This is a genomic window from Bradyrhizobium sp. WBOS08 (genome assembly GCF_024585125.1).
Lineage (GTDB): Bacteria > Pseudomonadota > Alphaproteobacteria > Rhizobiales > Xanthobacteraceae > Bradyrhizobium > Bradyrhizobium japonicum_B.
Map to the genome: position 1 here is coordinate 3372947 of NZ_CP028988.1, position 26820 is coordinate 3399766.

Below are 26820 nucleotides of genomic sequence, written 5' to 3' on the forward strand. Positions count from 1 at the left end.
GTGCCCCCGTCCTCTCTCCTGTCAGCCACAGAACGTGGGCACGCTTCGCTTTGCCCACCCTACGAGACCTCTCCTTGCAGCCTACGCCACCGACGCCTTCACCTTCACCGGATGCACCGCGCGGAACGCGATCGCGATCCTGTTCCAGGCGTTGATGGCGCCGATCAGCATGGTCAGGTTCACCGTCTCTTCCTCGGAGAACTGCGCACGAACCTGCTCGTAGACATCATCGGGCGCGTGGGTCTGCGAGATCAGCGTTACCGATTCCGTCCAGGCCAGGGCCGCGCGCTCGCGGTCGGAATAGAGCGGGGATTCGTGCCAGGCATTGAGCAGGTAGATGCGCTGTTCGGTCTCGCCGCGCTTGCGGGCGTCCTCGGTGTGCATGTTGATGCAGAAGGCGCAGCCGTTGATCTGCGACGCCCGGATCTTGACCAACTCGATCAGCGATTTCTCGAGTCCGGTGGACTGGATCTGCGCCTCCAGCGCCATCAGCGCCTTCATCGTATCGGGCGCGGCCTGGAAGTAGTTCATGCGAGGCTTCATCTTCGGTCTCCTTTCTCGTGGTGAGGTCAGTGAGCGCCACCGGCCGTGGTCTGGCCGGACTTCTTCAGGAAGAGGACGGCGATCAGCGCCACGATCAGCGCCATGCCGAGCAGATAGAAGGTGTCGCTGAAGGCGAGGATATAGGCCTGCTTCTGCACGATACGGCCGATCGCGACATAGGCGCGATGCGCGGCGTCGGCATGGTCGAGGATGCCGTGATTGACGAAATACTGCGTCAGTTGCTCCAGCCGGGTGCGGGTGGCCTGCTCGAATACCGAGACCGACTGCATCAGCACGTTGGAATGATACTGCTCGCGCTTGGTCAGGACCGTTTGCAGCAGCGCGATGCCGACGGCGCCGCCGAGATTGCGCATCATGTTGAACAGGCCGGAGGCCGAGCCCGCGTTCTCCGGCTCGATGCCGGCGGTCGCGACGGCCGATAGCGGCGCCATCACCAGCGCCTGGCCGACGGCGCGAACGATGTTGGGCCACATCAGTTGATCGGCGGCGTAGTCGCTGGTCATATGGATGTTCATGAAGTTGGAGGCCGCGAACAGAACGAAGCCGATGCCGATGATGATCCGCGCGTCGAATTTCTGCATCAGGCGCGGCACCAGCGGGATCAGCACGAGTTGCGGCAATCCCGTCCAGGCCAGCACCATGCCGATCTGCTCGGCGTTGTAGCCCTGGATGCGTGCCAGATATTGCGGCAGGATGAAGACCGAGCCGTATAGCGCGATGCCCAGCAGGAAGTTCGCGAGCATGCCGAAGCCGAAATTGCGGCGGACGAGCAGGCGCAGATTGAGCAGCGGCTTCTTCACCGTCAATTCGATGATCAGGAAGGTGATCAGCGCAACGGCCGCGATCACCGAGAGCTTGACGATGAAAGGCGAGCCCAACCAGTCGTCCTTGTTGCCTTCCTCCAGCACGGTCTGCAACGCCGACAGGCCGATGGCCATGGTGACGATGCCGGCCCAGTCGCCCTCGCGCAGCAGCGAGAGCCTCATCGGCTTGGGCTCGAGCGCGTACCAGAGCATGCCGACCATGACCGCGCCGGGGACGAGGTTGACGTAGAAGATGTACTCCCAGCCGAAATTCTCGGTGAGATAGCCGCCGATGGTCGGGCCGATCGCAGGCGCGAACGTTGCCGACAGCGCGAACAACGCCAGGCCCACCGGCTGCTTGGCGCGCGGCAGCAACGTGATGATCAGCGTGAACGCCATCGGGATGAGCACGCCGCCGGTGAACCCTTGCACGGCGCGCAGCACGATCATCTGGGACAGGTCCTGCGCCAGCGCGCAAGCGGCCGACAGCAGCAGGAACAGGATCGCATTGGTGAGGAGATAGATGCGGATCGAGAACACCTGCGCGAGCCAGCCGGAGAGCGGGATCACGACGATCTCGGCCACGAGATAGGATGTCGAGATCCAGCCGCCGTCGTCGATGCCGGCGCCGATCGCGCCCTGGATGTCGGCGAGCGAGGCGTTGACGATCTGGATGTTCAGCACCGCCATGAACGCGCCGAGCGTGGCCCCGATCACCGCAATCCAGGTTTTTGCAGAGACTGCCGCCGCGGCGGGAGCAGCGGCAGCGGCGGGGAGGCGGGCGGCGTCGTTGACGGTCGGTTGCAGCGTGCTCATGGCTTCAGCCGCCGTTCGCGCGCGAGGTATTGCCGGCGAGGCGCTTTTCCGTCTCGCGCTCGGCAAGCACCGTAGCTTTCGTATCGACGGTCGGCACGGCCGACATGCCGGGGCGCAGCAGGCCGGTGAGGCTGTGGTCGTCGAGCACGATCTTCACGGGAACGCGCTGCACGATCTTGGTGAAATTGCCGGTCGCGTTGTCCGGCGGCAGCAGCGCGAATTCGAGCCCGCTCGCCGGCGACAGGCTGTCGACGTGGCCCCGCAGGGTCTTGTCACGGAAGCTGTCGACGCGCAGCTCGACCGGCTGTCCGGGGCGCATATGCGTGAGCTGGGTCTCCTTGAAGTTCGCAACGACGTAGACCGCATCGAGCGGCACCAGCGCCATCAATTGCGTCCCGGCCTGGACGTATTGGCCGACCCGCAAGCTGCGGGCGCCGACCGTGCCGTCGACCGGCGCGGTGATCTCGGTATAGGACAGGTTCAGCGCCGCCTGCTGCGCGGCCGCGCGTGCCCGCTCGAGCTGGGCCGCTGCCTGCGCGCGCTGGGTGGTGAGCACATCGACCTTGCGCTGCGCGGCGACGAGGCCGGACTTGGCGTGCTGCAATTGCGCGCTGCTGGCGCGCAGCGTCGCGTCGGTCTGCTGCGCACGCTGGATCGTGCCGGAGCCCGACTTCATCAGATCGTCGTAGCGGGCGCGCTCTTGCTGCGCGAATTTCAGATTGGCGTCCGCCGCGGCGACATCGGCCGTGCTCTGCTCGATGATCGGCTGCTGCAGTTCGAGCTGGGCATCGATGTTGCGCACCGAGGCTTCGGCGGCAGCGACGTCGGCTTTGGCCTGCTCGAGCGCCGTCTTGAAGTCGCGGTCGTCGATCTCCGCCAGCGTCTGGCCGGCCCTGACCCTCTCGTTGTCGCTGACGAGCACCTTGGCGATGTAGCCGGAGACCTTCGGCGCGATGATCGTGGAGTCCGCCTTCACATAGGCGTCGTCGGTGGATTCCAGGTAGCGGCCTGTTTTCAGGTAGTCGTAGCCATAATCGCCGGCCACCGCGACGCCGATCGCCAGCACTAGGCCGAATGCTGCGCGCCTGATCGCCTGCCGGGACGGGCGCAGGCCTATTTTTTCATTGTTTCCAGCGACATAAGAAGCGTTCGACATGGCATCCTCGGACTTTCCAGACGCCCCTTCGAAATGGTGCGCTGTGGGTACCGGTAAGATGCGCTGTCCCAGCGATTGTGATAATCGTTGGATTGATGGAAGCATTGTCCAGTGAAAGTGGATAATCTCGGCTGTGGATCGCTTTACCAGCCTGACCGCCTTTGTCCATGTGGTTGAAAATGGAGGCTTTTCGGCCGCCGGGCGCCGGCTCGACATGTCGACGACCATGGTCAGCAATCACGTCCAGGCGCTGGAGGACCGGCTCGGGGTGCGCCTGCTCAACCGCACCACGCGGAAGGTGAGCCTCACCGAAATCGGCAAGGCCTATTACGCTCGCTCCATCCAGATTCTCGCCGATCTCGAGCAGGCCGACGACATCGCGAGCGAACTGCAGTCGGTGCCTCGCGGCACGCTGCGCATTCACGTCGCCACCCATATGGTGCCGTTCGTCGCGCCGGTTGTGGCGAAGCTGCTCTCGACCTATCCGGAGCTCAAGGTCGATCTGCGCATGGGCGAGGCCGATGTCGATCTCATCGAGGAAGGCTACGACGTCGCCTTGCGTATGACCCCGCCGCCGGATTCGAGCCTGATCGTGCGGAGCCTTGCGACCTGGCGTCACGTGCTGTGTTGCTCCCACGATTACATCGAGAAGCATGGCAAAGTGCAGAAGCTCGACGAGCTCACGGGGCATAATTGCGGACGGCATTTGAACTATCCGTTCGGCGACGAATGGCGCTTCCTTGATCGCAAGGGCACGCCGGCCTCCGTCCGTGTTTCGGGCAGCTTCGTCACCAACAGCGGGGAAGCGCTGCGAAAGGTCGCGCTGGAGGGTGCGGCCGTCTGCCTGATGGCCGGGTTTCTCATTCAGGACGATCTGGAAGCCGGCCGCCTCGTGCGGCTCTTGCCGGAATATCGGACCGTCGAGCTGTCCATGAACGCAGTCTATCCGCACCGTCATCATCTCTCGGCGAAGGTCAGGACCTTCATCGACCTGATCGTGCATCACAGCGCCGAGCAGCAGAAGCTGATCAATCCCTATTCGTGAGGCCCGCGGTCAGGCCGCTCGCAGCGCCGTCGGCCGCGCCAACAGGGATTCGACCTCCGCCTTCACGGAAGCGATCGCGGTCTCTTTCACCGGCCCATAACCGCGGATCTCCAGGGGCGCCCTGGCAATCGCGACGAGATCGGGAAGCCGCGCCGCGTCGAGCTCGCCGAGCATCCGTTCGATCAGCATTTCATACCACGCAATCAGGTCGCGCTCGGTGCGCCGTTCCCGGGTGTAGCCGAACGGATCGAACGGCGTGCCGCGCAGCCCCTTCAAGCGCGCGAGGATGGCGAGCGGCATCTGGATCCACTGGCCGAAGACGCGTTTGCGCGGGCGTCCACGTGCGTCGCGCTCCGAGGGGAGGAATGGCGGGGCGAGGTGATATCGGACACTGAAGCCATCCTCGAACTCGCGCTTCAGCTCGTCGAGGAAGCCGCTCTGCATGTGCAGGCGCGCCACCTCGTATTCGTCCTTGTAGGCCATCAGCTTGAACAGGGCGCGTGCGATGGCCTCGGTCAGGGCTTCGCTGTTGAGGGCAGCCTCGGCGCGACGAACCCTCGCGATCGTCGTTCGGTAGCGCGCCGCATAGGCGCTGTCCTGATAGGCGGTGAGAAAGTCGGCGCGACGGTCGATGATCTGGTCGAGCGTCTCGGCCTCCGGCGCTTCCGTCGCCTTCGGCAGGAAATCGGGATCGGAAGCCGCGATCCGGCCCCAGGCAAAGGCCTGCTTGTTGCGCTCGACCGCGACGCCGTTGAGCTCGATCGCGCGTAGCAGCGCCTGCAACGAAATCGGGACCAGCCCGCCCTGCCAGGCAAAGCCGAGCATGATGATGTTGGCATAGACGGCATCGCCGAGCAGCCGTTCGGCCAGCGCGTTGGCGTTGACCGTGGCGAGATTGTGCTCGCCGACGACGCGGCCGATCGCGCCCAGCCGGGCGGCGGAGGCGAGATCGGCGTCGCGGAAGCGGACGACGTCGCCGGTCGGCATCTCCGCGGTGTTGACCGCGGCCCGCGTGCCGCGGCGGTAGGTGCCGGATGCCTTCGGCGAGGAGCTGACGACCAGATCGCAGCTCATCAGCGCATCGGCCGCGCCCTGGTCGATGCGCACCTGGTGCAAGGCCTCGGGATCCGGTGCGAGGCGAATATAGCTCAGCACGGGCCCGAACTTCTGCGCAAAGCCGGTGAAGTCCAGCACCGAGACGCCCAGGCGTTCGAGGTGCGCGGCCATGCCGATCAACGCGCCGACCGTGATCACCCCGGTGCCGCCGACACCGGTCACGAGCAGATCGTAGGGGCGGTCGAGCGGGGCAGCGGGGGGCAGGGCAAGCGTGGCCGCCCGGCCGACGGCGTCGATCTGGCTTGCGCTCTTCTTCCGGCGCGCCGCGCCTTCGACGGTGACGAAGCTCGGGCAAAAGCCGTTGAGACAGGAAAAATCCTTGTTGCAGGCCGACAGGTTGATCTGTCGCTTGCGGCCGAACGGTGTCTCCTTCGGCTCGACGCTGAGGCAGTTGGATTCCACCGAGCAGTCGCCGCAACCTTCGCAGACGAGATCGTTGATATAGGCGAAGCGCTTGGGATCGGTCATCTGCCCGCGCTTGCGCCGGCGCCGCTTCTCGGTGGCGCAGGTCTGCTGGTAGATCAGGACCGAGACGCCGGGGATGTCGCGCAGCTCGCGCTGCACGGCATCCATCGCCTCGCGCGGATGGATGGTGACGCCATCAGGCAGGTCGGCGGGCGAAAACTGTGCGGGATCATCCGATACCAGCGCGATACGCCCCACGCCTTCGGCGCGAACGCTGTGCGCGATCGCATGGACGCTGACGGGACCGTCGACCGGCTGGCCGCCGGTCATCGCGACGGCATCGTTGAATAGGATCTTGTAGGTGATGTTGGCCTTCGCCGCGATCGCCTGCCGGATCGCCATCGAGCCGGAATGGTAATAGGTGCCTTCGCCGAGGTTCTGGAACACGTGCTTGCGGCCGGTGAATCTCGACGAAGCCGCCCAGTTTACGCCTTCGCCGCCCATCTGGATCAGCGACGAGGTCTCCCGGTCCATCCAGCTCGCCATGAAATGGCAGCCGATGCCGGCCAGCGCCTTCGATCCCTCGGGCACTTTCGTCGAAATGTTGTGCGGGCAGCCCGAGCAGAAATAGGGCGTGCGCGTTGCGCCCGCGACATTGATGCTGCGCGCCGCCTCCGGCAGCAGCGCGGCTGCGCGGGCGGCGAGATTGAGGCCCGGAAACATCGGATCGAGCCGGCGGGCCAGCACGCCCGCGAGCGCGCGCGGCGACAATTCCCCGATCCACGAGATCAGCCTTGCCCCGGTTTCATCGTGCTTGCCGACCATGCGTTCGGGCTTGCTGCCGGGATAGTCGTAAAAATACTCCTTGAACTGGCTCTCGATGATGCCGCGCTTCTCCTCGACCACGAGGATCTCGCGCTTGCCTTTCACGAAGGCCATGGCGTCGTGCAGCGCCAGCGGCCAGACCATGCCGACCTTGTAGACGTCGATCCCGATGCTGCGGCAGGCGGCCTCATCGAGGCCCATCAACCGCAGTGCCTCCATCAGATCGAGATGCGCCTTGCCCGTGGTGACGATGCCGTAGGTGGCGTCCGGGATATCATAGATGTGACGATCGATCGGATTGGCCTTGGCGAAGGCATAGACCGCGTGCTTCTTCGCCTCCAGCCGCTCCTCGATCTGCGGGCCCGGCAAGTCCGGCCAGCGATAGTGCAGTCCATCGGGCGGCGGCGTGAAATCGGGCGTGCGGAAGGCGCGCGGCGGGCGCAGCGCGACCGATGCGCCCGCCTCCACGATCTCCGAGATCGCCTTGAAGCCGACCCACATGCCGGAGAAGCGGCTCAGCGCGTAACCATATTCGCCGAACGTGAGATACTCGCCGACGCTGGCCGGATGCAGCGTCGGCATGAACCAGCTCATGAAGGCGACGTCGGATTGGTGCGGCATCGAGGAGGAGACGCAGCCGTGATCGTCGCCGGCGACGACCAGCACGCCGCCATGGGGCGAGGAGCCGTAGGCATTGCCGTGCTTGAGCGCGTCGCCGGAACGATCGACGCCGGGGCCCTTGCCGTACCAGAGTCCGAACACGCCATCGACCTCGCGGTCGCGTTGCGTCTCGACCTGCTGCGAGCCGAGCACCGCGGTCGCAGCTAAGTCCTCGTTGACGGCCGGCAGAAACTCGATGCGGTCCCGCTTCAGGCGTTCCTGGATGCGCCAGAGTTCGAGATCGATGCCGCCGAGCGGCGAGCCGCGATAGCCGGAGATGAAGCCGGCGGTGTTGAGACCCGCGGCACGGTCGCGCCTCGCCTGGTCGAGCGCGATGCGGACGATGGCCTGCGTTCCCGTGAGGAAGACGCGGCCCTCGGCGCGGTCGTAGCGGTCGGAGAGCTCGTAGCTGTCGAGTGACGAAATGGCGTCCATGGCAGACCTCGCGCGGCACCCTGCCGAATAGTGGAAGGGTATGCCCGGAGCCTTGGTAGTTCTTACCTATTCATTCGCATGGAAGGCAATTTCTGGTACAATTTTTCATATGGATGCGGATGTTGGTAGGGTTGACTGAATTGTGAGGTTCCATGATTGAAGACCAGGACACCCGGATTCTCGCCCACCTCCAGAAGGACGGCCGCGCCACCAACCAGCAACTGGCGGACGAGGTCGGTATGTCCACCTCCGCATGCTGGCGCCGGGTGCGCGCGCTGGAGGAGGCTGGCGTCATTCAGGGTTATGCGGCCCTGGTCGCGCGCGAGCAGGCAGGGTTTGCGATGTCGGCCATCCTCCACGTCTCGCTGGAGCGGCACGACGCGAAGTTCGTCGACGAATTCGTCGCCAGGGTCACGAGGCGCCGCGAAGTGCTGGAGTGCTTTGCGACCACGGGCGATGCCGACTACCATCTGCGCGTCGTCGTGCAGGACATGGCAGCCTACAACCGCTTCCTCGACGAGTTCATGTTTCGCATCCCCGGCATCCGCTATGTCCGCAGCAACGTGGTGTTGAAGGAGATCAAGTCGAGCGTGGCGCTGCCGTTTTGAGAGTGGCTCGCACAGCTGTCGTAGGGTGGGCAAAGGCGCGTTCGCGCCGTGCCCACGTTCTCGCCTTGATTTGCGAAAGTGGTGGGCACGCTTCCGCCTTCCCTCTGCGAGCTAATCCCGCGGCTGGACCTTCCAGGCACCGACCGCCGGCCGCTCGAGCCCGAGATTCTCCCGGAGCGTCTTGCCACGATAGTCCTTCTGGAATAGGCCACGGCGCTGCAGCTCCGGCACGATATGCCGGACGAAATCGGCGTAGGAGCCGGGCACGCAGGTCGCGGCGATGACAAATCCGTCGCAGCCGCGCTCGACGAACATCTCCTCCAATTTGTCGGCGATCTCCTTGGGGCCGCCGACCATCGCATCCTGAACCTGGCCGCGGCCGGAGAAGGTGACGAAGTCGCGCGCGCTCGGATTGCTCTTGCCGGACGCCTTCAGCACGCCATCGCGGATGCCCAGAATGCCCTGCATGCTCTTCAATTCGTCCGTCGTCAGCGGCTCGTCGAGGTCCTTGGAGGCAAAGTCGTAGTTGAGCGCTTCGGCAAGCAGCGACAGGGCGTCGATCTCAAGCGGTAGCTTGTTGATGAGCGCCATCTTGTCCTCGGCCTCCGCCCTGGTCGCAGCGCAGACCGGCGTCGTCAGATTGCAGAGGAGTATCCGGTCGGGGTCGCGGCCGGCCTTGGCGGCTTCGTTGCGCACGGCAGCATAGCCCTCCTTGGCCGCGGCAAGATTTCGCGCGGCCGTGAAGATCACCTCGCCCCATCGGCCCGCAAAGCGCTGGCCGCGGCCGGAGGCGCCGGCCTGGATGATCACGGGATGGCCCTGTTGCGAGCGCGGCACCGTGAACGGTCCGCGCGACTTGAAGGCCGGTCCCTTGTGATCGAGCCGCTTCACCTTGCTCGGATCGGCAAAGCGGCCGCTTTGCTTGTCCATGATGAGCGCGCCGTCTTCCCAGGTGTCCCAGTGACCGAGCACCACCTCCATGAACTCGTCGGCGCGGTCGTAACGGGAATCGTGTTCGGGATGCGAATCCCGTCCCATGTTGAGGGCTTCGCCGTCATTGAGCGAAGTCACGACGTTCCAGCCCGCGCGCCCGCCGGACATCAGATCGAGCGTTGCGAAACGGCGCGCGACGTCGAAGGGTTCGTAGTAAGTTGTCGAGCAGGTCGCGCCAAGGCCGAGCTTGTCGGTGACCATGCCCATCGTGGTCAGAACGATCAGCGGATCCATCTTCACGCAGCGGATGCCGTATTCGACGGTGTGGGCGTGGTCGTTGCCGTAGCGGTCCGGCATGGCCAGGCGATCGTCGAAGAAGGCCATGTGGAATTTGCCGGCTTCGAGAATTCTGGCGATCTCCTGATAATAATCGGCCGACATCGAATCGTCGCGTGAGTCCGGATGCCGCCAGGAGCTCGGCAGGTTGGTGCAGTTCTGCGCCTGGAGGAAGCCGACCAGGACCATCTGTCGCGTCATGCTGTTCTCCCTTCCGTCATGCCAGACCGAGGACGGCGTCGAGCCGGCATTCCCTCGCCAGCGCGCAGCCTTTGCCACGTGGCACCCTCGATCTCGATCCTGTCGCGCAGGCGCTGTTGCACGCGCGGGCCTTCGATCTCGCCGGGATAGGGGACGCCCGGCGGAGCAGGGGCCGCGCTGATTTGCGTGAGACGATCGGCTTGGCGATCGGCATGGCGTTCCCGGAGATTCCTGCCCTTCGCGGGCAATGGTTGTTGAGGCCATCGTCTCAAAGCGCAGTTGCGATATCAACCGGCTGTAAACCAAGACAGGGCTGCAAATTCCAAGAGAGACCGCCTTCGGTGGAGGAATCGTCCACGCTGCGGTATTTTCCGGCAGTCTGGCGCGGTCGTTCGCAGCTCGTTCACTTTGATTGACAGTTTGCAGCGCGCAATAACGACCATTTAGGCGATGGGCCTTCATAAGGTCACCTGGGAAGAACAGGCAGAATGCCCCGGGAGCTGAGATCGTGACGACGACACTCGCGCGCACCTTTGCGGCGTTGAGCGCCATCAACGAAGCGATTCTCTATGCGACATCGCCGGACGAGCTGTACCAGAAGGTCTGCGACGCCGGGTTCTCCAGCGGGGATTTTTTGGCCGTCGCCGTGTTCCTGGTCGAACCGGACGGCCGCCGTTTGCGGTTCGCGGCCGGCTCCGGCGACGACATCCCGCGGCTGCGCTCGATCATGGTCACGACGGAAGCCGGCACGCCTGAAGGATCGGGCGTCGGGGGCGAGGCGTTTCGCGAGCAGAAGCTGTGCATCAGCAACGATTACCTCAACGATCCACGCTCGCTGGCGTGGCGCCAGGGCGCCGCTTCGGCCCATATCGGCGCGGCTGCCGCGCTGCCGCTGCTGTGCAACGGCAAGAGCGTCGGCGTGCTGTATGTGACCCGAAGCGAGGCCAATTCGCTGGACGACGAGATGGTGTCGCTGTTCGAGCGCATGTCGGCCAACATTTCCTATGCGCTCGACAACTTCGCGCGTGAGACCGCGCGGCAAACCAGCGAACGGGCGACGCGGCGGCTCAATCGCATGTTCGGCGCGCTCAGCGCCACCAACGAGGCCATCCTGCGTGCCAAGACCGAGCAGGAGCTCTATCAGCGCGTCTGCGATGCCTCCGTTCACGGCGGCAAATCCCTCTCGACCGTCATTTTGCTGAAGGAGCCGGATTCCGATTGGCTGAAGCCAGCTGCGGGTACCGGCCAGAACCTGGAATTGGTTGCTCGAACCCGGTACTCCGTCGATCCGGCAAATCCCTATGGCCGCGGCATTACAGGGGAAGTATTCCGCTCGCAGAAGCCGTGCCTGGAAGACGATCTGCCCGGTCGCACCAAGGGGACGCCGTGGGAGCAGGCCAATATCAATACCGGCGTCGCCGCCTGCGTCGCCGCTCCTCTGATCAAGCATGGTCAGAGCGTCGGCGTCATGCTGTCCTTCATCAGCCGGTCCTGGGCCAAGGACGAAGAAGTCGTCGCGCTGATGCTGCGGCTTGCGGAGAACGTCTGCTTTGCTCTCGACAATTTCGATCGTGAGTCCGAGAAGACCCGGATTGCGGTGGAGGAGGAGCGCCTGGCGCGCATGTATGCCGCGCTCAGCGCCACGAACGAAGCCATCCTCCGCGCTCATTCGCGTACCGAGCTGTTCGATCTCGTCTGCGAGGCGACCGCCAAGGGCGCCAAGTTCACCTCGGCCAATATCGCGCTGGTCGACCATGACGCCGAGCTGCTGCGCGTCGTCGCCTGTTACGGGCCGAATGCGAACGAGGTTCGCAACTTCAAGTTCTCCACCTCCGAGCAGGTGCCGGAAGGCCGCGGCCTGACCGGCACCGCCTACCGTACGCGCCGGCCCGCCGTCAGCAACGACGTGCTCGCGGACGAGCGCATCGCGCCGTGGCACGACCGCGCGCGCCGCACGGGAATCGCATCCTCCGCCGCCTTGCCGCTGTTCAGCGGCGACCGGGTCGAGGGCGTGTTCTTGTTCAACTCTCCGGAGATCGGCACCTTCACGGACGAATTCGTCGAGTTGCTGAGCAGGCTCCAGGCCAATGTCGCCTTCGCCCTGGAAAGCTTCGATCGCGCCGAGGAGAAGGCGCATACCGACAGGCAGCGCAATCGCCTGAGCGGGATGTTCGAGGCACTGAGCGCAACCAATGAGGCCATCATCCGCGCCAAGACGCGCGAGGAGCTGTTCGAGGCCGCCTGCCAGGCCGGCGTCCTCGGCGACGTGTTCGCCTCGGCCACGATCGGCATCATCGACAGGGACAACGAAGTGCTTCGTGTCGCCGCGGTCAAGGGACGTCTGAAGGAGCAGATGGTCGGGCGCACCTGCAACCTTGCCGCCGGCCATCCCGAGGGTCAGGGCATCATCGGGATGTCGATCCGGACCCGCCGGCCCAGCGTCATGAACGACTACCTCAACGACCCGCGCTCGATGCACTGGCGGACGAAGGCGATCGAGGACGGAACGCGGGCTGCCGCCAGCTTCCCGCTCCTGAAGGCAGGCCAGGAGCCGATCGGCATCCTGCTTTTCCTTGCGACCGAAGACAACACGTTCACGCCCGACCTGGTCGAATTGCTTGGACGCCTCGCCGAGAACGTGTCGTTCGCGCTCGACAACTTCGACCGGGCCGAGGAGAAGGCCCGCACCGAGGCGCAGAAGGAGCGGCTGACACGCATGTTCGCGGCCCTGAGCGCGACCAACGAGGCGATCATGCGGGCGAAGTCGCGGGCCGAGCTGTTCGATCTCGTGTGTCTCGCGGCCTCGAATGGCGCCAAGTTCACGTCGACGACCATCGCGCTGGCCAGCGCCGGGAGCGATCAGCTGGAAATCGTGGCGAGCGCGGGCCCGTCTGCCGATACCACGCGCAACGTCCGCCTCTCCATCGATCCGGAGCGGCCCGAAGGGCGCGGGATGAGCGGCACGGCGTTCCGCACGCGCCAGCCCTGCATCAGCAACGACTATCTGAACGATGATCGTGTCCGCGCCTTCCACGCCATCGTGCGCAGCGACGGCGCGCGCTCGGGCGCGGCGTTTCCGCTCATCGTGCACGACCAGGCCGTCGGCGTCATGATCTACATGTCGACCGAGCCCGGCACCTTCACGGCCGAGTTCGTCGAGCTGTTGCAGCGTCTCGCCGACAATGTCTCGTTTGCGATGGAGAACTTCGATCGCGCCGACGCCAAGAATCAGGCGGACGAACGGATCGAATACCTCGCCTCGCATGACAGCCTGACCGACCTTCCGAACCGCGAGACCTTCAACGGGCTCCTGCGCGAGGCGATCGCCACGGCAGAGCGTCACGATCACCGCTTTGCGGTGCTGTTCATCGATCTCGACCGCTTCAAGGTCATCAACGATTCGCTGGGGCACGAGGCCGGCGACCTGCTTCTGCTCGAAGTGGCGAACCGCCTCCGCGGCGCGCTGCGGGCAAGCGACGTGGTGGCGCGGCTCGGCGGCGACGAGTTCGTGGTGATCCTCGATCAGTGCGGCAGGATCGATGACGTCCAGCGCATCGCGACCGAGCTCTTGACTGCACTCGCCCAGCCCATGGAGCTGGCCGGGCACGAATGTCACACCACGGCGTCGATCGGCATCGCGATGTATCCGGCCAACGGTGCCGACGCGCAGACGCTGACCAAGAACGCCGACATGGCGATGTATCTCGCCAAGGAAGACGGCAAGAACGGCTATCGCTTCTTCTCCAAGGAAGTGAAGACCCAGTCGATCGAAAGGCTGTCGCTGGAGAGTGCGCTGCGCCGGGCGCTGGAGCGCGGGCAGTTCTCGCTGAACTACCAGCCCAAGGTGGAGATGGAGACCGGCCAGATCACCGGCGTGGAGGCGTTGCTGCGCTGGGCCCATCCCGATCTCGGCAACGTCTCGCCGGCGCAGTTCATTCCGCTCGCGGAAGAAACCGGACTGATCGTGCCGATCGGCCGCTGGGTGCTCAACGAGGCCTGCGCGCAGGCCATGGCCTGGCAGCGCAGCGGCCTGTTGCCGTTATCGATGGCGGTCAACCTGTCGCCGCGGCAGTTCGCCGACGAGCATCTGTTGCAGGACGTCGACGAGGCGTTGGCGGCCAGCGGCATGTCGCCGGTGCTGCTCCAGCTCGAAGTCACCGAGAGCATGATGATGCGCAATGTCGGCCGCGCGCTCAAGGTGCTCGACGCCATCCAAAGCCGCGGCATTCGCCTCGCCATCGACGATTTCGGCACCGGCTATTCGTCGATGTCGCTGATGAAGCACTTCCCGATCGACACCATCAAGATCGACCGCTCCTTCGTGCGCGACCTGCCGCAGGATTCCGAAGACCAGGCGATCGCGCAGGCGATCATCAGCATGGGCAAGGCGCTCGGCATGACCGTGGTCGCCGAAGGCGTCGAGAACGCCGAGCAGGAGGCGTTCCTGCGCTCCCATGGCTGCGACGAGATGCAGGGCTTCCTCGTCTCGAAACCCCTGCCGGCACGGCAGATGGCCGAGCTGCTGCGGCCGATGGTCCTGCCTGTCGCCCCGCCGCTCCAGCCGGAGCCGGACGCTGCCGCCACGGAAGCCGCGGCGTCACGGCTGAAACGCGCCGCCGTCTGACGGCTGCAGCTCGTTCACCTCTCCGCTTGCAGGAGAGGGAGCGCAGCTCCGATGTGTCGATCAGACCCGATCCAAAGGCCCTATCGCGCCCTGAACGGATGTGCCTTCTGGTGCCAGGCCCAGGCGGTGCGGATCACATTCGCCAGGTCGGAGTGACGCGGCGCGAAATTCAGCACCTTTCTCGCAGCCGACGGATCTGCGACCAGATACGTGGGATCGCCCGCGCGCCGCGGCTTGACGGTGTGCGGTACCTCGCGCCCGGTCTCCTGCCGGATGGCGTCGAGGATCTGGCGCACCGAGAATCCGGAGCCGGTGCCGAGATTGAAGCTGCCGCCGGCGTGTCCGCCTTCCAGAAGCTTCAGCGCCGCGACATGCGCCGCCGCGAGGTCGGTGACGTGGATGTAGTCGCGGATCGCGGTGCCGTCGGGCGTGGCGTAATCGTCGCCGAACACGGCGAAATCGACATGTCCCTGAAGCGCCATCATCGCGCGCGGAATGAGATGGGTTTCGTTGTCACGCAGTTCCCCGATGCCACCGCCCGGATCGGCGCCGCTGGCGTTGAAATAGCGCAGGCAGAACGCGCCGAAGCCATAGGCGGTGCGATAATCAGCGAGCATCCTCTCGATCATCAGCTTCGAGGCGCCGTAGGGATTGATCGGCACGCAGGGGAAGTCTTCCGGCAGTTCCTTGGAATCGGCGTTGCCATAGACCGCGCCGGTCGAGGAGAACACGATGCGATGGCAGTTCGCGTTGCGCATCGCCTGCAATAGCGACAGCGTTCCCTGCACGTTGTTGACATAGTATTTCTGCGGGTCGGTCATGGACTCGCCGACCAGGCTCGCCGCCGCGAAATGCATCACCGCCGTAATCTTGTGGTCGGCGAAGGCGCGCGCCAGCGTCGTGCCGTCCAGCAGATCGCCCGTGACCAGGGGGCCGGCGACGAAGCTGCGATGGCCTGTCGAGAGATTGTCATAAACGACGGGCTGATAGCCGGCGGCGGTCAATGCGCGGCAGGCATGCGAGCCAATATAGCCCGCGCCTCCTGTGACGAGGACAGTCGGTCGGTCGGTCATGTCGTCTTGTGCTCTTCTCTTAGCGGACGGGTCGGTTGCGGCTGAAGAGAAGATAGAGCGCGCGGGGGTTGGTGGTCAAATAGCGCCAGAGCAGGCGGCGTGGCTCGAGCAAGGTGCGCCAGGCCCATTCGAGTCCGACTTTCTGCATCCAACGCGGCGCGCGGGAACGGCTGCCTGACAAGAAATTGAAGAGGCCGCCGGATGTCTTGATAACGCCAACATTGGTGAGATGCGGCGTGAATTCCTTCACGAATGCCTGCTCGTTGGGCACGCCGAGCGCGACCCACAGATAATCCGGCGCAAGCGCGTTGATCTCCTCGACCTTCGCGCGCAGCTCTTCGCCGCGCAGATAGCCGTGGCTGTGCCCGACGATCTTCAGCTTTGGATACATCTTCCGGACGTTCTCGACCGCCGCGATGTTCTCGGCCTCGCTGGCGCCGAACATGTAGAAGGTGCGGCCCAGCGCTTCCGCCTTGCGCGCGACGACGTGGAACAGGTCGGTGGTCGCGACCCGCTCCGGCAGCGGAAACCAGGATTGCAGCTTCGAGGCGGCGACCAGCGGCTGGCCGTCGGCGTTGATCAGGTCGGCGGCACGGAACAGGCGCTCGGTCTGCGGCTCGGTCGAGCAGCGCGCCAGCACCTCGCCATTGGCCGAGGTCAGGAACAGCGGACGGCCGATGCGGCTGTCGGGATCGGTCGCCTCGATCATGAAATCGGCGGTCTCTTCCAGATCGATCGCGGCCATGCGAAGCCCGCCGACGGTGATCCGCGGCACGTCGGCAGTTGCTGCCCGTCCGTCGAGGTTGACGCGGCGCTCAAGCATATTGTCTGCCTCGCTGACGCGTTTCAATTGCAGGGGTGAGCTCGTCGAGCACGACGCCGACGAGCTTGCGCTCGGCGCGGCCGAGTGCGGTCAGGATCTCTTCGAGACTGTCGTTGATGTCGAGGCTGGTCGGCAGCACCGCCACCAGCGCGTCGGTGTCGTCGAGCAGCTTGCGGCTGCCGGCAAGAAGCGGCATTGCAGGGCCGTCGAGGATCACGAGGTCGTAGCCGCCTGCGGCGCGCGCCTGCGCGATCGCCTTGCGGATCGCGTCGGCGGCCTTGCCGGCATCGCCCTCGCCGGCCGGCAGCACCGAAATGCCGTTGACCGTCTTGAGCTCGCGTGCGGCCTTGCTGCCGATCGAGAGCCAGCCGAGCTTGCTCGGCTCGTTCCTGCCGGGGCGGGCGACCTTGTTCGACAGCGCGTGGGTCTGATGGTCGGCGTCGATCATGAGCACGCGGGCGCCATCGCGCGCAGCCGCGAGGGCGAAGTTCAGCGCACTCACGCTGCGCCCGGCGGTCTCGCCGCTGCCGATCAGCGCAATGACGGGCATCGGCTTGCCGCCGGCGCGACGGGCTGCGGCCGTCCGCATGTCGCGCCAGGCGTTGAGCAGCTTCGTCAGCGGAAAGCCGGGCCGCAGCGTCGGCCAGCCCAGCCGGGTGAGATCGACGCCGCCGCCGTTGGCGAGGATGGCGCCGAGCGTGTGAATGACGTCGGCCTCCTGAAGGCGCGCGATCAGCGGCTTCTCGATCAGGGGGTTTTCGACCATCGCGGGCTGCAGCGGTGGCGCGGCAAGCTCGGGCGGGAGCTGCGCGATCTCGGGGGCCCGCGACGGCTGTTCGGGCCGCGGAGCTTCCAGCGCCCGCGAAACCTCGGGAGCGCGCACTGTCTCGGGCGCCGGCTTGCGTTCGCGGCGGACTGGCGCGGGCACTGGCGCGTTTGCGCCGGCGAACAGAAGCTCGACCGCGACGAACCAGCTCGAGGCCGCAAGCGCGCCGAAGATGAAGCCGATCATGGCGAACAGGCTCATCGCGGGCGGGAACGAGCGCCGCTGCGGCACGGTCGCCTCGCCGATGACGCGGGCCGCCGAGGTGTTCAGGCTCTCCTGCTCCTCGGTCTCGCGGGAGCGCTTCAGGAAGGATTGGTAGACGTCGCGGCTGGCATCGGCTTCGCGCTCCAGCTCGCGCAGGCGCACGGCGGCCTGGCTGAGCTGGACGCTCTGCCGCTTCTGCGCCTCCAGCGCCCGGTTGAGCGAGGCTTCGTAATCGCGGGCGCGCGTCAGGTCGTTCCTGGCGGCCTGGGCGAAACGGTCGATCTCTTCGCTGATGGTGCGCTTGAGGTCCTCGACCTGCTTCTCGGTCTGGCGCAGCGCCGGATGGCGTGGTCCGAGCTCGCCGGCCTGCTCGGCGTATTTCTTGCGCGCATCGGCATATTGCGCGCGCAAATTTGCGATCGTCGGCGATTGCAGCGCTTCCGGAATCGCGCCGGCATCGGCAGCGGTCCGGCGGCTCGCCTCGATCTGGTCGAGCCGTGCCTGGGCATCCATCGTCGCCGCGCGCGCCGCGGAAAGCCGCTGGTTGCTGGCCGAGAGCTGCTGGTCGCTGATCAGCGCATCCTGGGTGCCGACAAAATTGTTCTGGGCCTTGTAGGTGGCGAGCGCCGTCTCGGCGTTGCGCAGCCGCTCGCGCAGCTCCTTGAGGCGGCCGGAGAGATCGCTGGTGGCGCGCCGTGCGGCCGAAGCCTGCGAATTGCGGGATTCGGCGAGATAGGCACTGGTCAGCGTGTTGGCGAGCATCGCCGCCTTCGCCGGATCGGTCGACCAGACCTCGATGTCGACGATGAAGCTCTTTTCGGTCTTGCGAATCGTGATGTGCCTGTTCAGCGCCTCGAGCGCCGCAAGCTGCACCTCGGTGTTGGCCGCAGCCGAAGGCGCCCGGGGCTGAAGGCCAATCAAGCTGAGCAGCGACGACATCAGGCTCCTGCCGTCGCTGCCGCCGAATTCCGGATCCTTGTCGAGACCGGCCTGCTCGATCACCTTGAGCAGGACACTGTTGGCGGTGATCAGGCGCGCCTGGCTCTCCACCACCATGGACATGCCGGAGACGTCCTGCGCGCGCGGCGTCAGCTCCCGGTCGACGAGCTGAAGCTCGCGCGGGTCGACATAGAGCTGGGCGGTGGCGGTGTAGCGGGGCGTCAGGCTCTTGCCGATGGTGACGGCAAGCGTTGCGCCGAGCAGGGCAGCCGCGGCAATCGCGACCTTGCGCCGCCACAGCAGATGGGCGAGCTCCACCACGTTGAAGCCGGCCTGAGATCTCAGATGCAGAGGCTCGGGTCTCGCCCGATCGATCGGCTGGTTATAGTCAAGCATGATCCCCAGCTTTCATTCCAAGTGCCGCAGGCTGAGGGGTTACTCTTCGCTCTACGCCACGCACCCGGGATATAGGTGCCCAATCAACGCAACAGGGAAAATTAACCATACTCATTGAGGGACTATTCACCGAAATGGCAAACAAAGCGTTTAAGCGCCCGCCGCTCCGCGCTGCGTCCGCGTGATGCCGGCCATGCGCTGGGCCCCTCGAGATTAACGGTTCGTTACCGCGCACGGCGCTGCCGCGCGACTCCGCTTGCTCCGTAATGGGCCGCGCGCGCGTCATGATGGTCAGCGCTTCCGCAGGATGACGTGATAGTCGCCGCGGCGGACGTCGACGCCGCGCGGAAGCACGGCGTTCAGCACCGCGGCGCCGGCGTCCACGACAGAAGCGAACAGCGGCTTGCGCCGGCGCATTTCGGGATAGCGCGGACTTTCCACCTCACGACGGTAGATCATCTCGAGCCCGTTGGCGGCCGCGAAGGCTTCCAGCCGGGGCAGTGTCACCAGCGGGTGAAAGAAGGTCGGGAATGGCGGCTCGCCGGGCAGACCGGCATCCTTGATGCCGCGAATGTGCCGGTAGAACCAGACGTGGAACCAGTGCGGCGAATATTTGGTGATGATTCCGGACAGCGAGCGGGGATTGGGGGCGCCGATCAGGATCAGGCCGCCGCGCTTGAGCGCGTCGCGGAAATTCAATAGCGCGGCGTCGACCTGGGGCAGATGCTCGATCACGTTGTAGCAGATCACGAGATCGAAGCTCTCGCGCCCGAAACGATAGGTTTGCACGTCGCCCAGGATCGCCTCGTCCGCGTAGCTGTTGTTGCGGACCTGGTCCTCGTCGATGTCGACGACGGTGACCTTGCTGCGGCGGAGCAATTCCGGCGGCATCACGCTGCACGAGCCGCCGCCGGCTTCGTAGATGGCGAGCTCAGTGTTCGGCAGTTCGCTGCGCAGCACCTCGTGCACGGCGAGCAGGCTGTCGCGGGCTTCGCCGGGGACGAGATCGTGCAGGGCCTTACCGGGTGCAGTGGCGGGGATACGGATCGCCGTGGCTGTCGCGAAATCGATCGTGGCTGGCTTGTTCATGTTTTTTGACCGCGCTTGTTCTAATCAAATTTACAGGAAAAGACTCGCTTGCCCGAAGAGCAAATCCGATGCCGCGACGGCTCACCGGTTGCGGTGCTTACGGTCGGGTTAATGCGCACACGCATTAACTACGGCATTGTTCATGTTGGGGCTCCGTCGGCGCGTGGACCGCGAATTGCAGTATCACGCACGCATCATTGCGCGGGAGAAGCAGGCGAAAGCGGTCAAGCGCGCGATGTTGCTTCAGCACGGCCGGCAGACCGGCGCGAGGCCGCGGCACGCGCCTTCGCGGGCTGCCCATTTTGGCACGCATCTGTCCCGCGGCGGTGTGCCGTCGCGGGATGCACGATTGAAGCAGGGCTTTTTCAACATATCTCGGACATCTAGAACGTCATGACATTGATCCCGACAGACCTGTCCGCCACGCACATCTCCGATGCCGTGCGCGATCCCAACCGGGAGATCGCGGCGAGCTCCCGCGTTCTCGACTTGTCGGTCGGCATTGTCGTCTGCATTCCCTGCTTCCGCCGGCCGCAGCACCTGCGGCTGACGCTGGAATCGCTGGCGAACCAGCGTACCCCGCGTTCTTTTGCCGTCGTCATGGTCGAGAACGACGCCGCGCGGCGCGAAAGCGCGCCGGTCGCCGCCGAGTTTCTCGCCGCCGGCAGGCTCCAGGGCGTGTGCCTTGTCGAGAAGCGGCAGGGCAATTGCCAGGCGATCAACGCTGCGTTCGAGACGGCGCAAGCGCTGTTTCCCGCCGCGACCCGCTTCCTGATGATCGACGACGACGAGATCGCCTCACCCGACTGGCTCGAGCTGATGGTCCGCACCGCGGAAGCGACCGGCGCCGACGTGGTCGGCGGGCCAGTGCTGCCGGTGTTTGAGGATGCCAGCAAGCCGTGGCTGTCGCGTCATCCCGCCTTCCGTCCCGCCTACGATTATTCCGGCGCGGTGCCGCTGATCTACGGCTGCGGCAATTGCCTGATCACGCGCGCGGTCTTCGAGCGGTTCGAGCGTCCCGCGTTCGACCTGCGGTTCAATTTCCTCGGCGGCGGCGATTGCGACTTCTTCGTGCGGTGCCGTGATGCCGGGATGACGTTCCACTGGACGGCGGAGGCCGTCATCACCGAGACCGTGCCGCACAGCCGCACCAGCCTCGGCTGGGTCGCAACGCGCGGCCTGCGCATCGGCGCGATCAATTATCGCGTGCAGTATAAGGCTGCTCGCAGCGCAGGGGCGCGCGCCTGGGTATTTGCGCGGATGCTCGGACGGCTGCCGCTGTCGTTGGTCCGGTCCGTTCGCCTGCTGGCGACGTCGAAGGCCGTCGTCGCCATGCATCCGGCGCTGGTGGCGCTCGGCTCCATGCTCGCGGCGTTCGGCTTCGCGCCGAAGCCCTATGAAGCCTCCAAGATCGTGTCGTGACGGCTAGATGCCGAAGCGGGCGAGGGCGGTCCTCGCCGCGGCGCGCGGCAGCGCCTTGAGCGAACGCCGGCCGATCATTCCGAGATAGCCGAAGGCCTGGCGATATCTGCCGAAGCGAACGGCCTGCATCGCCGCATAGGTGATGAGGTGCAGCTCGGCGGCAAGGCGCAGCGCAGGCGCGGTTCCCGCGGGCAATCTCGCCAGGATCAGTCCGTCGTCGAACACCCGCGCGATGGCGGGGAAGAAGTCCTTCGGCGTCCGGACCGCCGCGTTCATGGTGTTTGCGGTGTGCAGACGATAATCGAGCAGCAGCTTCGGCGCGAACTCGAACTCGCCGATCGCGGCAAGGCGGCACCAGCAATGCCAGTCCTCGCAATATTGCAGCGAGGTGTCGAAGCCACCGACGGCGCGGAACGCCTCCGCACGCGCGAGCGCGATGCCGCCGTTGACGATGAAATTGCCGGCTGCGAGCCGCGTCAGCACGTCGCCGGACGGCTTGCGGCGTCCCTTCAGAAGGCCGCGCCGGCCGATCTGGCGTCCGTCGCTGTCGATCGTGTTGTAGTCGCCATAGACCAGAACCGCCCGCGGCGCGCCGCGTGCCGCCGCCAGGAGCGCGGCCACCGCGCCGAGGCGGAGGCGGTCGTCGGCATCGAGGAAGAGCAGCCATTCGCCCCCGGCATATCGTGCGCCGAGATTGCGCGCGGCCGATACGCCGGCGCCTTCATTCGTCACCAGGCGCAGTCGCGGGTCGTGAATGGCGCGGACGATCGCCGTGGTGTCGTCAGTGGAACCGTCGTCGACGACGATCACCTCGCCCACCTCGCGCTGCGCCAGCGCGCTGGCCAAGGTCTCGCCGATATAGGTGGCAGCGTTCTTGGCGGGAATGACGACGGATACCGATGTGGTCGGGCTCGACGGCAGCGGCTGGCGCGTCGCCGGCACGATGCGGGTGGAGGCCGGCAAATCGAGAACCTGTTCGGCGGTGATCTGAACCACGGCACGCCCTTAAGAGTCTGTTAACCAGGGCGCAACTGCTGAACGGACGATGCGATCGGTCACAGCGTTGGCCCCTTGCGAATGATATCCGCATTACGGCCTGATCGTTGACGCGAAGGCATATGTCGGCGTGCTTTCGTCAATTAGCGTTAAGCCGCTGGCATTAAGCCTGTGGCAAATTTGGAAGAGGGCGTCAGCCGGTCCCATGCGAGAATGCGGGCACGGTTGCCGCGGATGGATCCAGTGCCCGCCAAGACGTTCGAACACGACCCCGATGCGATGATCCTCAACCTCTTCTACGAGGACAAGGACGATCGCTGGTTTCCCGGCGACCGGCATCTGCGGCGCACGGCGCGCCGCTTGCTGCTCGGCGAGCCGCGCATGAGCGGACAGCTTCGCGTGTTCCTCAATCTCTGCGCGGGGCTCGACCGGCTCGGGATCCGCTACCGCGTCAACGATTACCGTTACATCGCGCAGCATCCCGACGAGCTCGCCTGCATCATCGGACGGACCTTCCTGCTCGACAAGTTCGCGTGGAAGAATCCGATCCTGCTCGGTGTCGCCGCCCACAATCATCCGCTCGACGATCCTGATCTGTTCAAGCGTCTGCCGGTCAAGAAGGTCGTGGTGCCCGGTTCCTGGTACGTCGACATGTATCGGCCGTACTGGCCCGACACCGAGGCCTGGCCGGTCGGCATCGACACCGATCTGTGGGCGCCGTCGCAGGCCGCGCAGAAGTCCGTCGACGTGCTGATCTACGACAAGGTGCACTGGGATCGCGAGCGCTATGCGCCGGAATTGATCGAGCCGGTCCGTGCCCGGCTCGCCAGGGAGGGACGCTCGTTCACGGAGTTACGCTACGGCAGCTACAAGGAGGAAGACTATCGGGAGGCGCTGGCGGCCTCGCGCGCGATGATCTTTCTGTGCCAGAGCGAAAGCCAGGGCATCGCCTATCAGCAGGCCTTGGCTTGCGGCGTGCCGGTGTTCGCCTGGGATCCGGGCGGGCCGTGGCGAGACCCCGATTATTATCCGCACCGCGTGCAGTTCGCGCCGGTGTCCTCGGTGCCGTACTGGGACCAGCGCTGCGGCGCCAAGTTCGTCGACGTCGCGGGGTTCGAGGCGGGATGGGACGAGTTCTGGGCCGGCTGTGCCGCGGGCGCGTTCGACCCGCGCGGCTATATCCTGGACAACCTCACGCTCGAGCAGCGCGCGCTGCAATACTACGAGATCGCGCGCAGCATCGTGCGGCCGCACGCCGCGCAGAGCTCCGGCACGGCTGTTGACGGACGCTCGGCGGCGGTGAGCCAGGATCCGGAGCTCCACCGGCGTTACCAGATGTCTTGAGCGATGGACCGCAGCATGGACCGCAGCATCGCCGATATGACCGACCACGAGAGCCGATCGCTCGGCGACGTGCTGCGCGACGGCTTGGCGAAGCTGAACGCCGCGCAGGCCGGGCGCGGCGTCGTCGCGGTCGCGTCGCTGCTGCTGGTGCTGGTGACGCTCGATCCGTTCCCCGACCTGCGCAATCCCGACGTCACCACGGTCGTCGGCGGGCGAATGGCGCTGACCTATGTCTCATGGGGGCTCCTGGCCGCGGTCGCGGCGCTGTTCGCAGCTCGCACCGATGCCCCCGCGCTGAAGACTCTGGTGACGCCGCTTCATCTCTGTCTCGTGGGCTGGCTTCTGGTCAACATCGTCCTGTCCGAGAGCCGTGGCGTGTCGATGCAGCGCTTCGTGCTCCTCGTCAGCATGACGTCGCTCGCAGTCCTGCTGCCATTGCTGCCGCCGACGCAGCGCAGCTTCAACCTGTGCCTGGGTGCTGCCGCGCTGGTGTTGCTCGCGCTCTGCTATCTCGGCGTCCTGCTCGCGCCGCAATACTCGATTCACACCGCGCTCGACGTCACCGAGCCGCATCTCGCCGGCGACTGGCGCGGCAGTTTCGGCCACAAGAACGTCGCCTCGCCCGTGATGACGATCCTGGTCTATGTCGGCATCTATCTGTCCGCCGTCGGCTCGTTCGTGATGGGGCCCGCGATTGCCGGGCTGGCCGGCCTGTTCCTGATCTTCACCGGCGGCAAGACCTCGTCGGTGCTGTGTCTTGCGATCTACGCGCTCGCCTCGCTGGTCTATGTCACCCCCAGCCTGTGGCTGAAGCGGATCATCTGCTTCGTGCCGCTGATCGCGATGAACCTGCTGACAGTCGGCAGCGTCCTGAGTCCGGCGCTCGGGTCGATGACGCGGCTGCTTCCGCTCGATCCCACCTTCACCGGCCGTTCCGCGATCTGGGAGTTCGCGCTCGCGGCCGTCGCCGAGAAGCCGATCACCGGTCACGGCTATGCGGCTTTCTGGGACGACGTCACGGCACGGCAGACCGCGCAGGGCGCGGAATGGGCGACGTCCGCGGCGCACAGCCACAACGCTTATCTCGACCTTGCGGTCACCATCGGTCTGCCGGGCCTGCTGCTGGTGGTCCTGGTCTTCGTGCTCGCACCGCTCGGCAATTTCCAGTCGGCCCAGGCCCACAGCCGCAGTGGGGCCCTGGCAAAGCTGTTCCTGACCGTGTGGCTGTTCGGCCTGTATTACGGCACGACCGAGACCTTCCTGCTCGAACGGCAGAATCCGATCTGGTTCCTGTTCGCGCTGGCCGTGGCCGGCCTGCACTTCCTGGCCAGGTTCCAATGCGTTGCGCAAGCGGATCCGAAGCCATGACGTGTCTCGGCGTCGAGCAATTGGACGGCCTTGTCTCCACCACGTCGGGACTGGCGATCGATTTCGTGCGTGACTGGCGGCAGGCCGCTTCGCGCCTGAGCGCCGGGCGTCGCACCGCCTTTCAGCATGGCTACTGGCTCGAGGCCTGGTATCAGGCGTTCGATGACGTCGCGCCGTTGATTGCCGTGATCTGCGATGCCGCCACCGGCAAGGAGATCGCGATCGTGCCGATGATCAGCCACGTCAGGCGCGGCATCCGCATCGTCGAATTCGCCGATCTCGGCGTCTCCGACAAGAACGCGCCGATCGTGGCGCCCGATGCCGCATTGAATGCGGCGGCGGCGAATGCGATCGGCATGGCGCTGGTCGAGGCGTTGCGCGCCTTGCCGGACCGCTTCGATCTGCTGCGGCTGAGGAAGATGCCGGTCCAGGTCGGCGGCAAGCCGAACCCGCTGGTGGCGCTCGGGCGGATCGGATCCTGCTCGCTCAACGGCAACCTCGTGCTGTTGGGCGATGATTACGGGGCCTATCAGGCGTCGATCAAGCGCATGCAGATGCCGCGGTGCTGGCGCGTCTTCGACCGGCACCAGGGCGCGCGGTTCGAGATCGCTGCGGACGTTGCGCGCGCGCGTGAGCTGCTGGACGTGATGGACGTGCAGCAGCAGGCGCGCATGCAGAACCTCGGCTCGCCGTTCGTTCTCAACGACGAGACCCACGCGCGGTTCTATCGCGATGTCGTGCGCCAGGGCCTTGGCGAAGGCTATGCCGTGGTTTCGGCATTGGTCTGCGACGAGGGTGTCATCGGCACCTCGTTCGGCGTCAGGCAAGGCGCGACTTACTACTTGCTGCGCATCAGTCACGCCGGCGATTCCTGGTCGAGCTGCTCCCCCGGGCTGCTGATCATCGAGCGCACCATGGCGGCGCTGCATGCAAAGGGCGTGCGCCGCTTCGACCTCAGCATCGGCAATCAGGACTACAAGCGCCGTTTCGGCGCCGAGCGTATGCCGCTGACCGACGTCAGCGTCGCGCTGTCATGGCGAGGCTTGCCCTTTGCGTGGCGCGATCATGCCGCGCAGGGCCTGCGCCGCTATCCCGCGGCCGCTTCCCTTGCGGCGCGAGCCATGGGCAAAGGCATACGCTGAAGCGGCATTCCCGGCTGGGAATGCCGCGGGCGCATCGGCCTTGCGGCCGCGCAGCTCAACCATGGAGCTTCCTGGCCGTCTCCGCGATCTGGCGTCCCTGGTAGCGCGCGCCGGCGAGCTCGTTGGCGCTGGGCTGGCGGCTGCCGTCGCCGCCGGTGATGGTGGTGGCGCCGTAGGGCGCGCCGCCGGTGACCTCGTCGAGCTTCATCTGGCCGGCAAAGCCGTAGTTCATGCCGACCACGACCATGCCGAAATGCAGGAGGTTGGTGATGATCGAGAACAGCGTCGTCTCCTGGCCGCCATGCTGGGTCGCGGTCGAGGTGAAGGCGCCGCCGACCTTGCCGTGCAGCGCGCCCTTGGCCCAGAGCCCGCCGGCCTGGTCGAGGAAGTTCGCCATCTGCGAGGCCATGCGTCCGAAGCGTGTGCCGGTGCCGACGATGATCGCGTCGTAATTGGCGAGGTCATCGACCTTGGCAATGGGAGCGACCTGATCAAGCTTGTAGTGCGAAGCTTTCGCGACTTCGGCCGGCACCAGATCGGGCACACGCTTGATGTCGACGGTCGCGCCGGCCTCGCGCGCGCCTTCGGCGACGGCATTGGCCATAGCTTCGATATGGCCATAGGCGGAATAATAGAGGACGAGAACTTTGGTCATGATGGTCTCCGTTAAT

Annotated in this window: 18 protein-coding genes; 7 read left to right on the top strand and 11 right to left on the bottom strand. The window is 65.6% G+C overall.

Annotation, left to right across the window (positions count from 1 at the left end):
* Positions 1 to 81: 81 nt before the first annotated feature.
* The 3 genes from DCM80_RS16095 to DCM80_RS16105 are packed head-to-tail and all read right to left on the bottom strand — an operon-like array spanning position 82 to position 3339.
* Entirely contained in the window at positions 82 to 543 is a 462-nt protein-coding gene (locus DCM80_RS16095; RefSeq protein ID WP_257192591.1) for a carboxymuconolactone decarboxylase family protein, read from the bottom strand.
* Positions 544 to 569: 26 nt separating this feature from the next.
* Positions 570 to 2183, bottom strand: coding sequence for an MDR family MFS transporter (locus DCM80_RS16100; protein ID WP_257192592.1), 1614 nt, complete (start codon positions 2181 to 2183; stop codon positions 570 to 572).
* Between the two features lie 4 nt (positions 2184 to 2187).
* Entirely contained in the window at positions 2188 to 3339 is a 1152-nt protein-coding gene (locus DCM80_RS16105) for an HlyD family secretion protein (RefSeq protein WP_257192593.1), read from the bottom strand.
* A 133-nt stretch (positions 3340 to 3472) separates the two neighbouring features.
* On the opposite strand from DCM80_RS16105, the gene DCM80_RS16110 reads away from it, so the two are divergent.
* A complete protein-coding gene (locus DCM80_RS16110; RefSeq protein ID WP_257176404.1) occupies positions 3473 to 4384 on the top strand; it encodes a LysR family transcriptional regulator in 912 nt (303 codons plus the stop codon).
* Positions 4385 to 4393: 9 nt separating this feature from the next.
* Here DCM80_RS16110 and DCM80_RS16115 read toward each other — a convergent pair whose 3' ends face one another.
* Positions 4394 to 7825, bottom strand: a complete 3432-nt coding sequence (locus DCM80_RS16115) for an indolepyruvate ferredoxin oxidoreductase family protein (protein ID WP_257192594.1) — start codon at positions 7823 to 7825, stop codon at positions 4394 to 4396.
* 152 nt (positions 7826 to 7977) lie between these two features.
* Between DCM80_RS16115 and DCM80_RS16120 the strand changes: the two genes are divergently transcribed.
* Positions 7978 to 8433: an Lrp/AsnC family transcriptional regulator gene (locus DCM80_RS16120; protein WP_257192595.1), complete on the top strand. Its 456-nt coding sequence runs from the start codon at positions 7978 to 7980 to the stop codon at positions 8431 to 8433.
* Between the two features lie 111 nt (positions 8434 to 8544).
* Here the strand turns inward: DCM80_RS16120 and DCM80_RS16125 are convergent, their stop codons facing one another.
* On the bottom strand, positions 8545 to 9903 hold the full coding sequence (locus DCM80_RS16125; RefSeq protein WP_257192597.1) for an LLM class flavin-dependent oxidoreductase: 1359 nt from the start codon (positions 9901 to 9903) through the stop codon (positions 8545 to 8547).
* Between the two features lie 508 nt (positions 9904 to 10411).
* Between DCM80_RS16125 and DCM80_RS16130 the strand changes: the two genes are divergently transcribed.
* Positions 10412 to 14527: a GAF domain-containing protein gene (locus tag DCM80_RS16130; protein WP_257192599.1), complete on the top strand. Its 4116-nt coding sequence runs from the start codon at positions 10412 to 10414 to the stop codon at positions 14525 to 14527.
* Positions 14528 to 14607: 80 nt separating this feature from the next.
* On the opposite strand, the gene galE is transcribed toward DCM80_RS16130, so the two are convergent.
* From galE to DCM80_RS16150, 4 genes are all read right to left on the bottom strand, one after another.
* Positions 14608 to 15600, bottom strand: coding sequence for a UDP-glucose 4-epimerase GalE (gene galE / locus DCM80_RS16135; protein WP_257192600.1), 993 nt, complete (start codon positions 15598 to 15600; stop codon positions 14608 to 14610).
* A gap of 19 nt (positions 15601 to 15619) precedes the next feature.
* Positions 15620 to 16423 carry a WecB/TagA/CpsF family glycosyltransferase gene (locus tag DCM80_RS16140; protein ID WP_257192601.1) on the bottom strand — a complete coding sequence of 268 codons (804 nt, stop codon included), beginning with the start codon at positions 16421 to 16423 and terminating at the stop codon, positions 15620 to 15622.
* The gene (locus DCM80_RS16145; RefSeq protein WP_257192602.1) at positions 16416 to 18788 is read right to left on the bottom strand and encodes an exopolysaccharide transport family protein; all 2373 of its coding nucleotides are present in this window, start codon (positions 18786 to 18788) and stop codon (positions 16416 to 16418) included. The genes DCM80_RS16140 and DCM80_RS16145 overlap by 8 nt, the downstream gene beginning before the upstream one ends.
* A 291-nt stretch (positions 18789 to 19079) precedes the next feature.
* On the bottom strand, positions 19080 to 19877 hold the full coding sequence (locus DCM80_RS16150; protein WP_257192603.1) for a bifunctional 2-polyprenyl-6-hydroxyphenol methylase/3-demethylubiquinol 3-O-methyltransferase UbiG: 798 nt from the start codon (positions 19875 to 19877) through the stop codon (positions 19080 to 19082).
* 393 nt (positions 19878 to 20270) lie between these two features.
* Here DCM80_RS16150 and DCM80_RS16155 point away from each other — a divergent pair, with 393 nt between their 5' ends.
* The gene (locus DCM80_RS16155; RefSeq protein ID WP_257192604.1) at positions 20271 to 21299 is read left to right on the top strand and encodes a glycosyltransferase family 2 protein; all 1029 of its coding nucleotides are present in this window, start codon (positions 20271 to 20273) and stop codon (positions 21297 to 21299) included.
* 3 nt (positions 21300 to 21302) lie between these two features.
* Here DCM80_RS16155 and DCM80_RS16160 read toward each other — a convergent pair whose 3' ends face one another.
* Entirely contained in the window at positions 21303 to 22295 is a 993-nt protein-coding gene (locus tag DCM80_RS16160) for a glycosyltransferase (protein ID WP_257192605.1), read from the bottom strand.
* A 243-nt stretch (positions 22296 to 22538) separates the two neighbouring features.
* Between DCM80_RS16160 and DCM80_RS16165 the strand changes: the two genes are divergently transcribed.
* From DCM80_RS16165 to DCM80_RS16175, 3 genes are read left to right on the top strand one after another with little or no spacing between them, the layout of a single operon-like run.
* Positions 22539 to 23639 carry a glycosyltransferase family 1 protein gene (locus DCM80_RS16165; protein ID WP_257192606.1) on the top strand — a complete coding sequence of 367 codons (1101 nt, stop codon included), beginning with the start codon at positions 22539 to 22541 and terminating at the stop codon, positions 23637 to 23639.
* 15 nt (positions 23640 to 23654) lie between these two features.
* Positions 23655 to 25007: an O-antigen ligase gene (locus tag DCM80_RS16170; protein ID WP_257192607.1), complete on the top strand. Its 1353-nt coding sequence runs from the start codon at positions 23655 to 23657 to the stop codon at positions 25005 to 25007.
* Positions 25004 to 26149, top strand: a complete 1146-nt coding sequence (locus DCM80_RS16175; protein WP_257192608.1) for a GNAT family N-acetyltransferase — start codon at positions 25004 to 25006, stop codon at positions 26147 to 26149. The genes DCM80_RS16170 and DCM80_RS16175 overlap by 4 nt, the downstream gene beginning before the upstream one ends.
* A gap of 55 nt (positions 26150 to 26204) precedes the next feature.
* On the opposite strand, the gene wrbA is transcribed toward DCM80_RS16175, so the two are convergent.
* Entirely contained in the window at positions 26205 to 26804 is a 600-nt protein-coding gene (gene wrbA / locus DCM80_RS16180; RefSeq protein ID WP_257192609.1) for an NAD(P)H:quinone oxidoreductase, read from the bottom strand.
* Between the last annotated feature and the right edge of the window lie 16 nt (positions 26805 to 26820).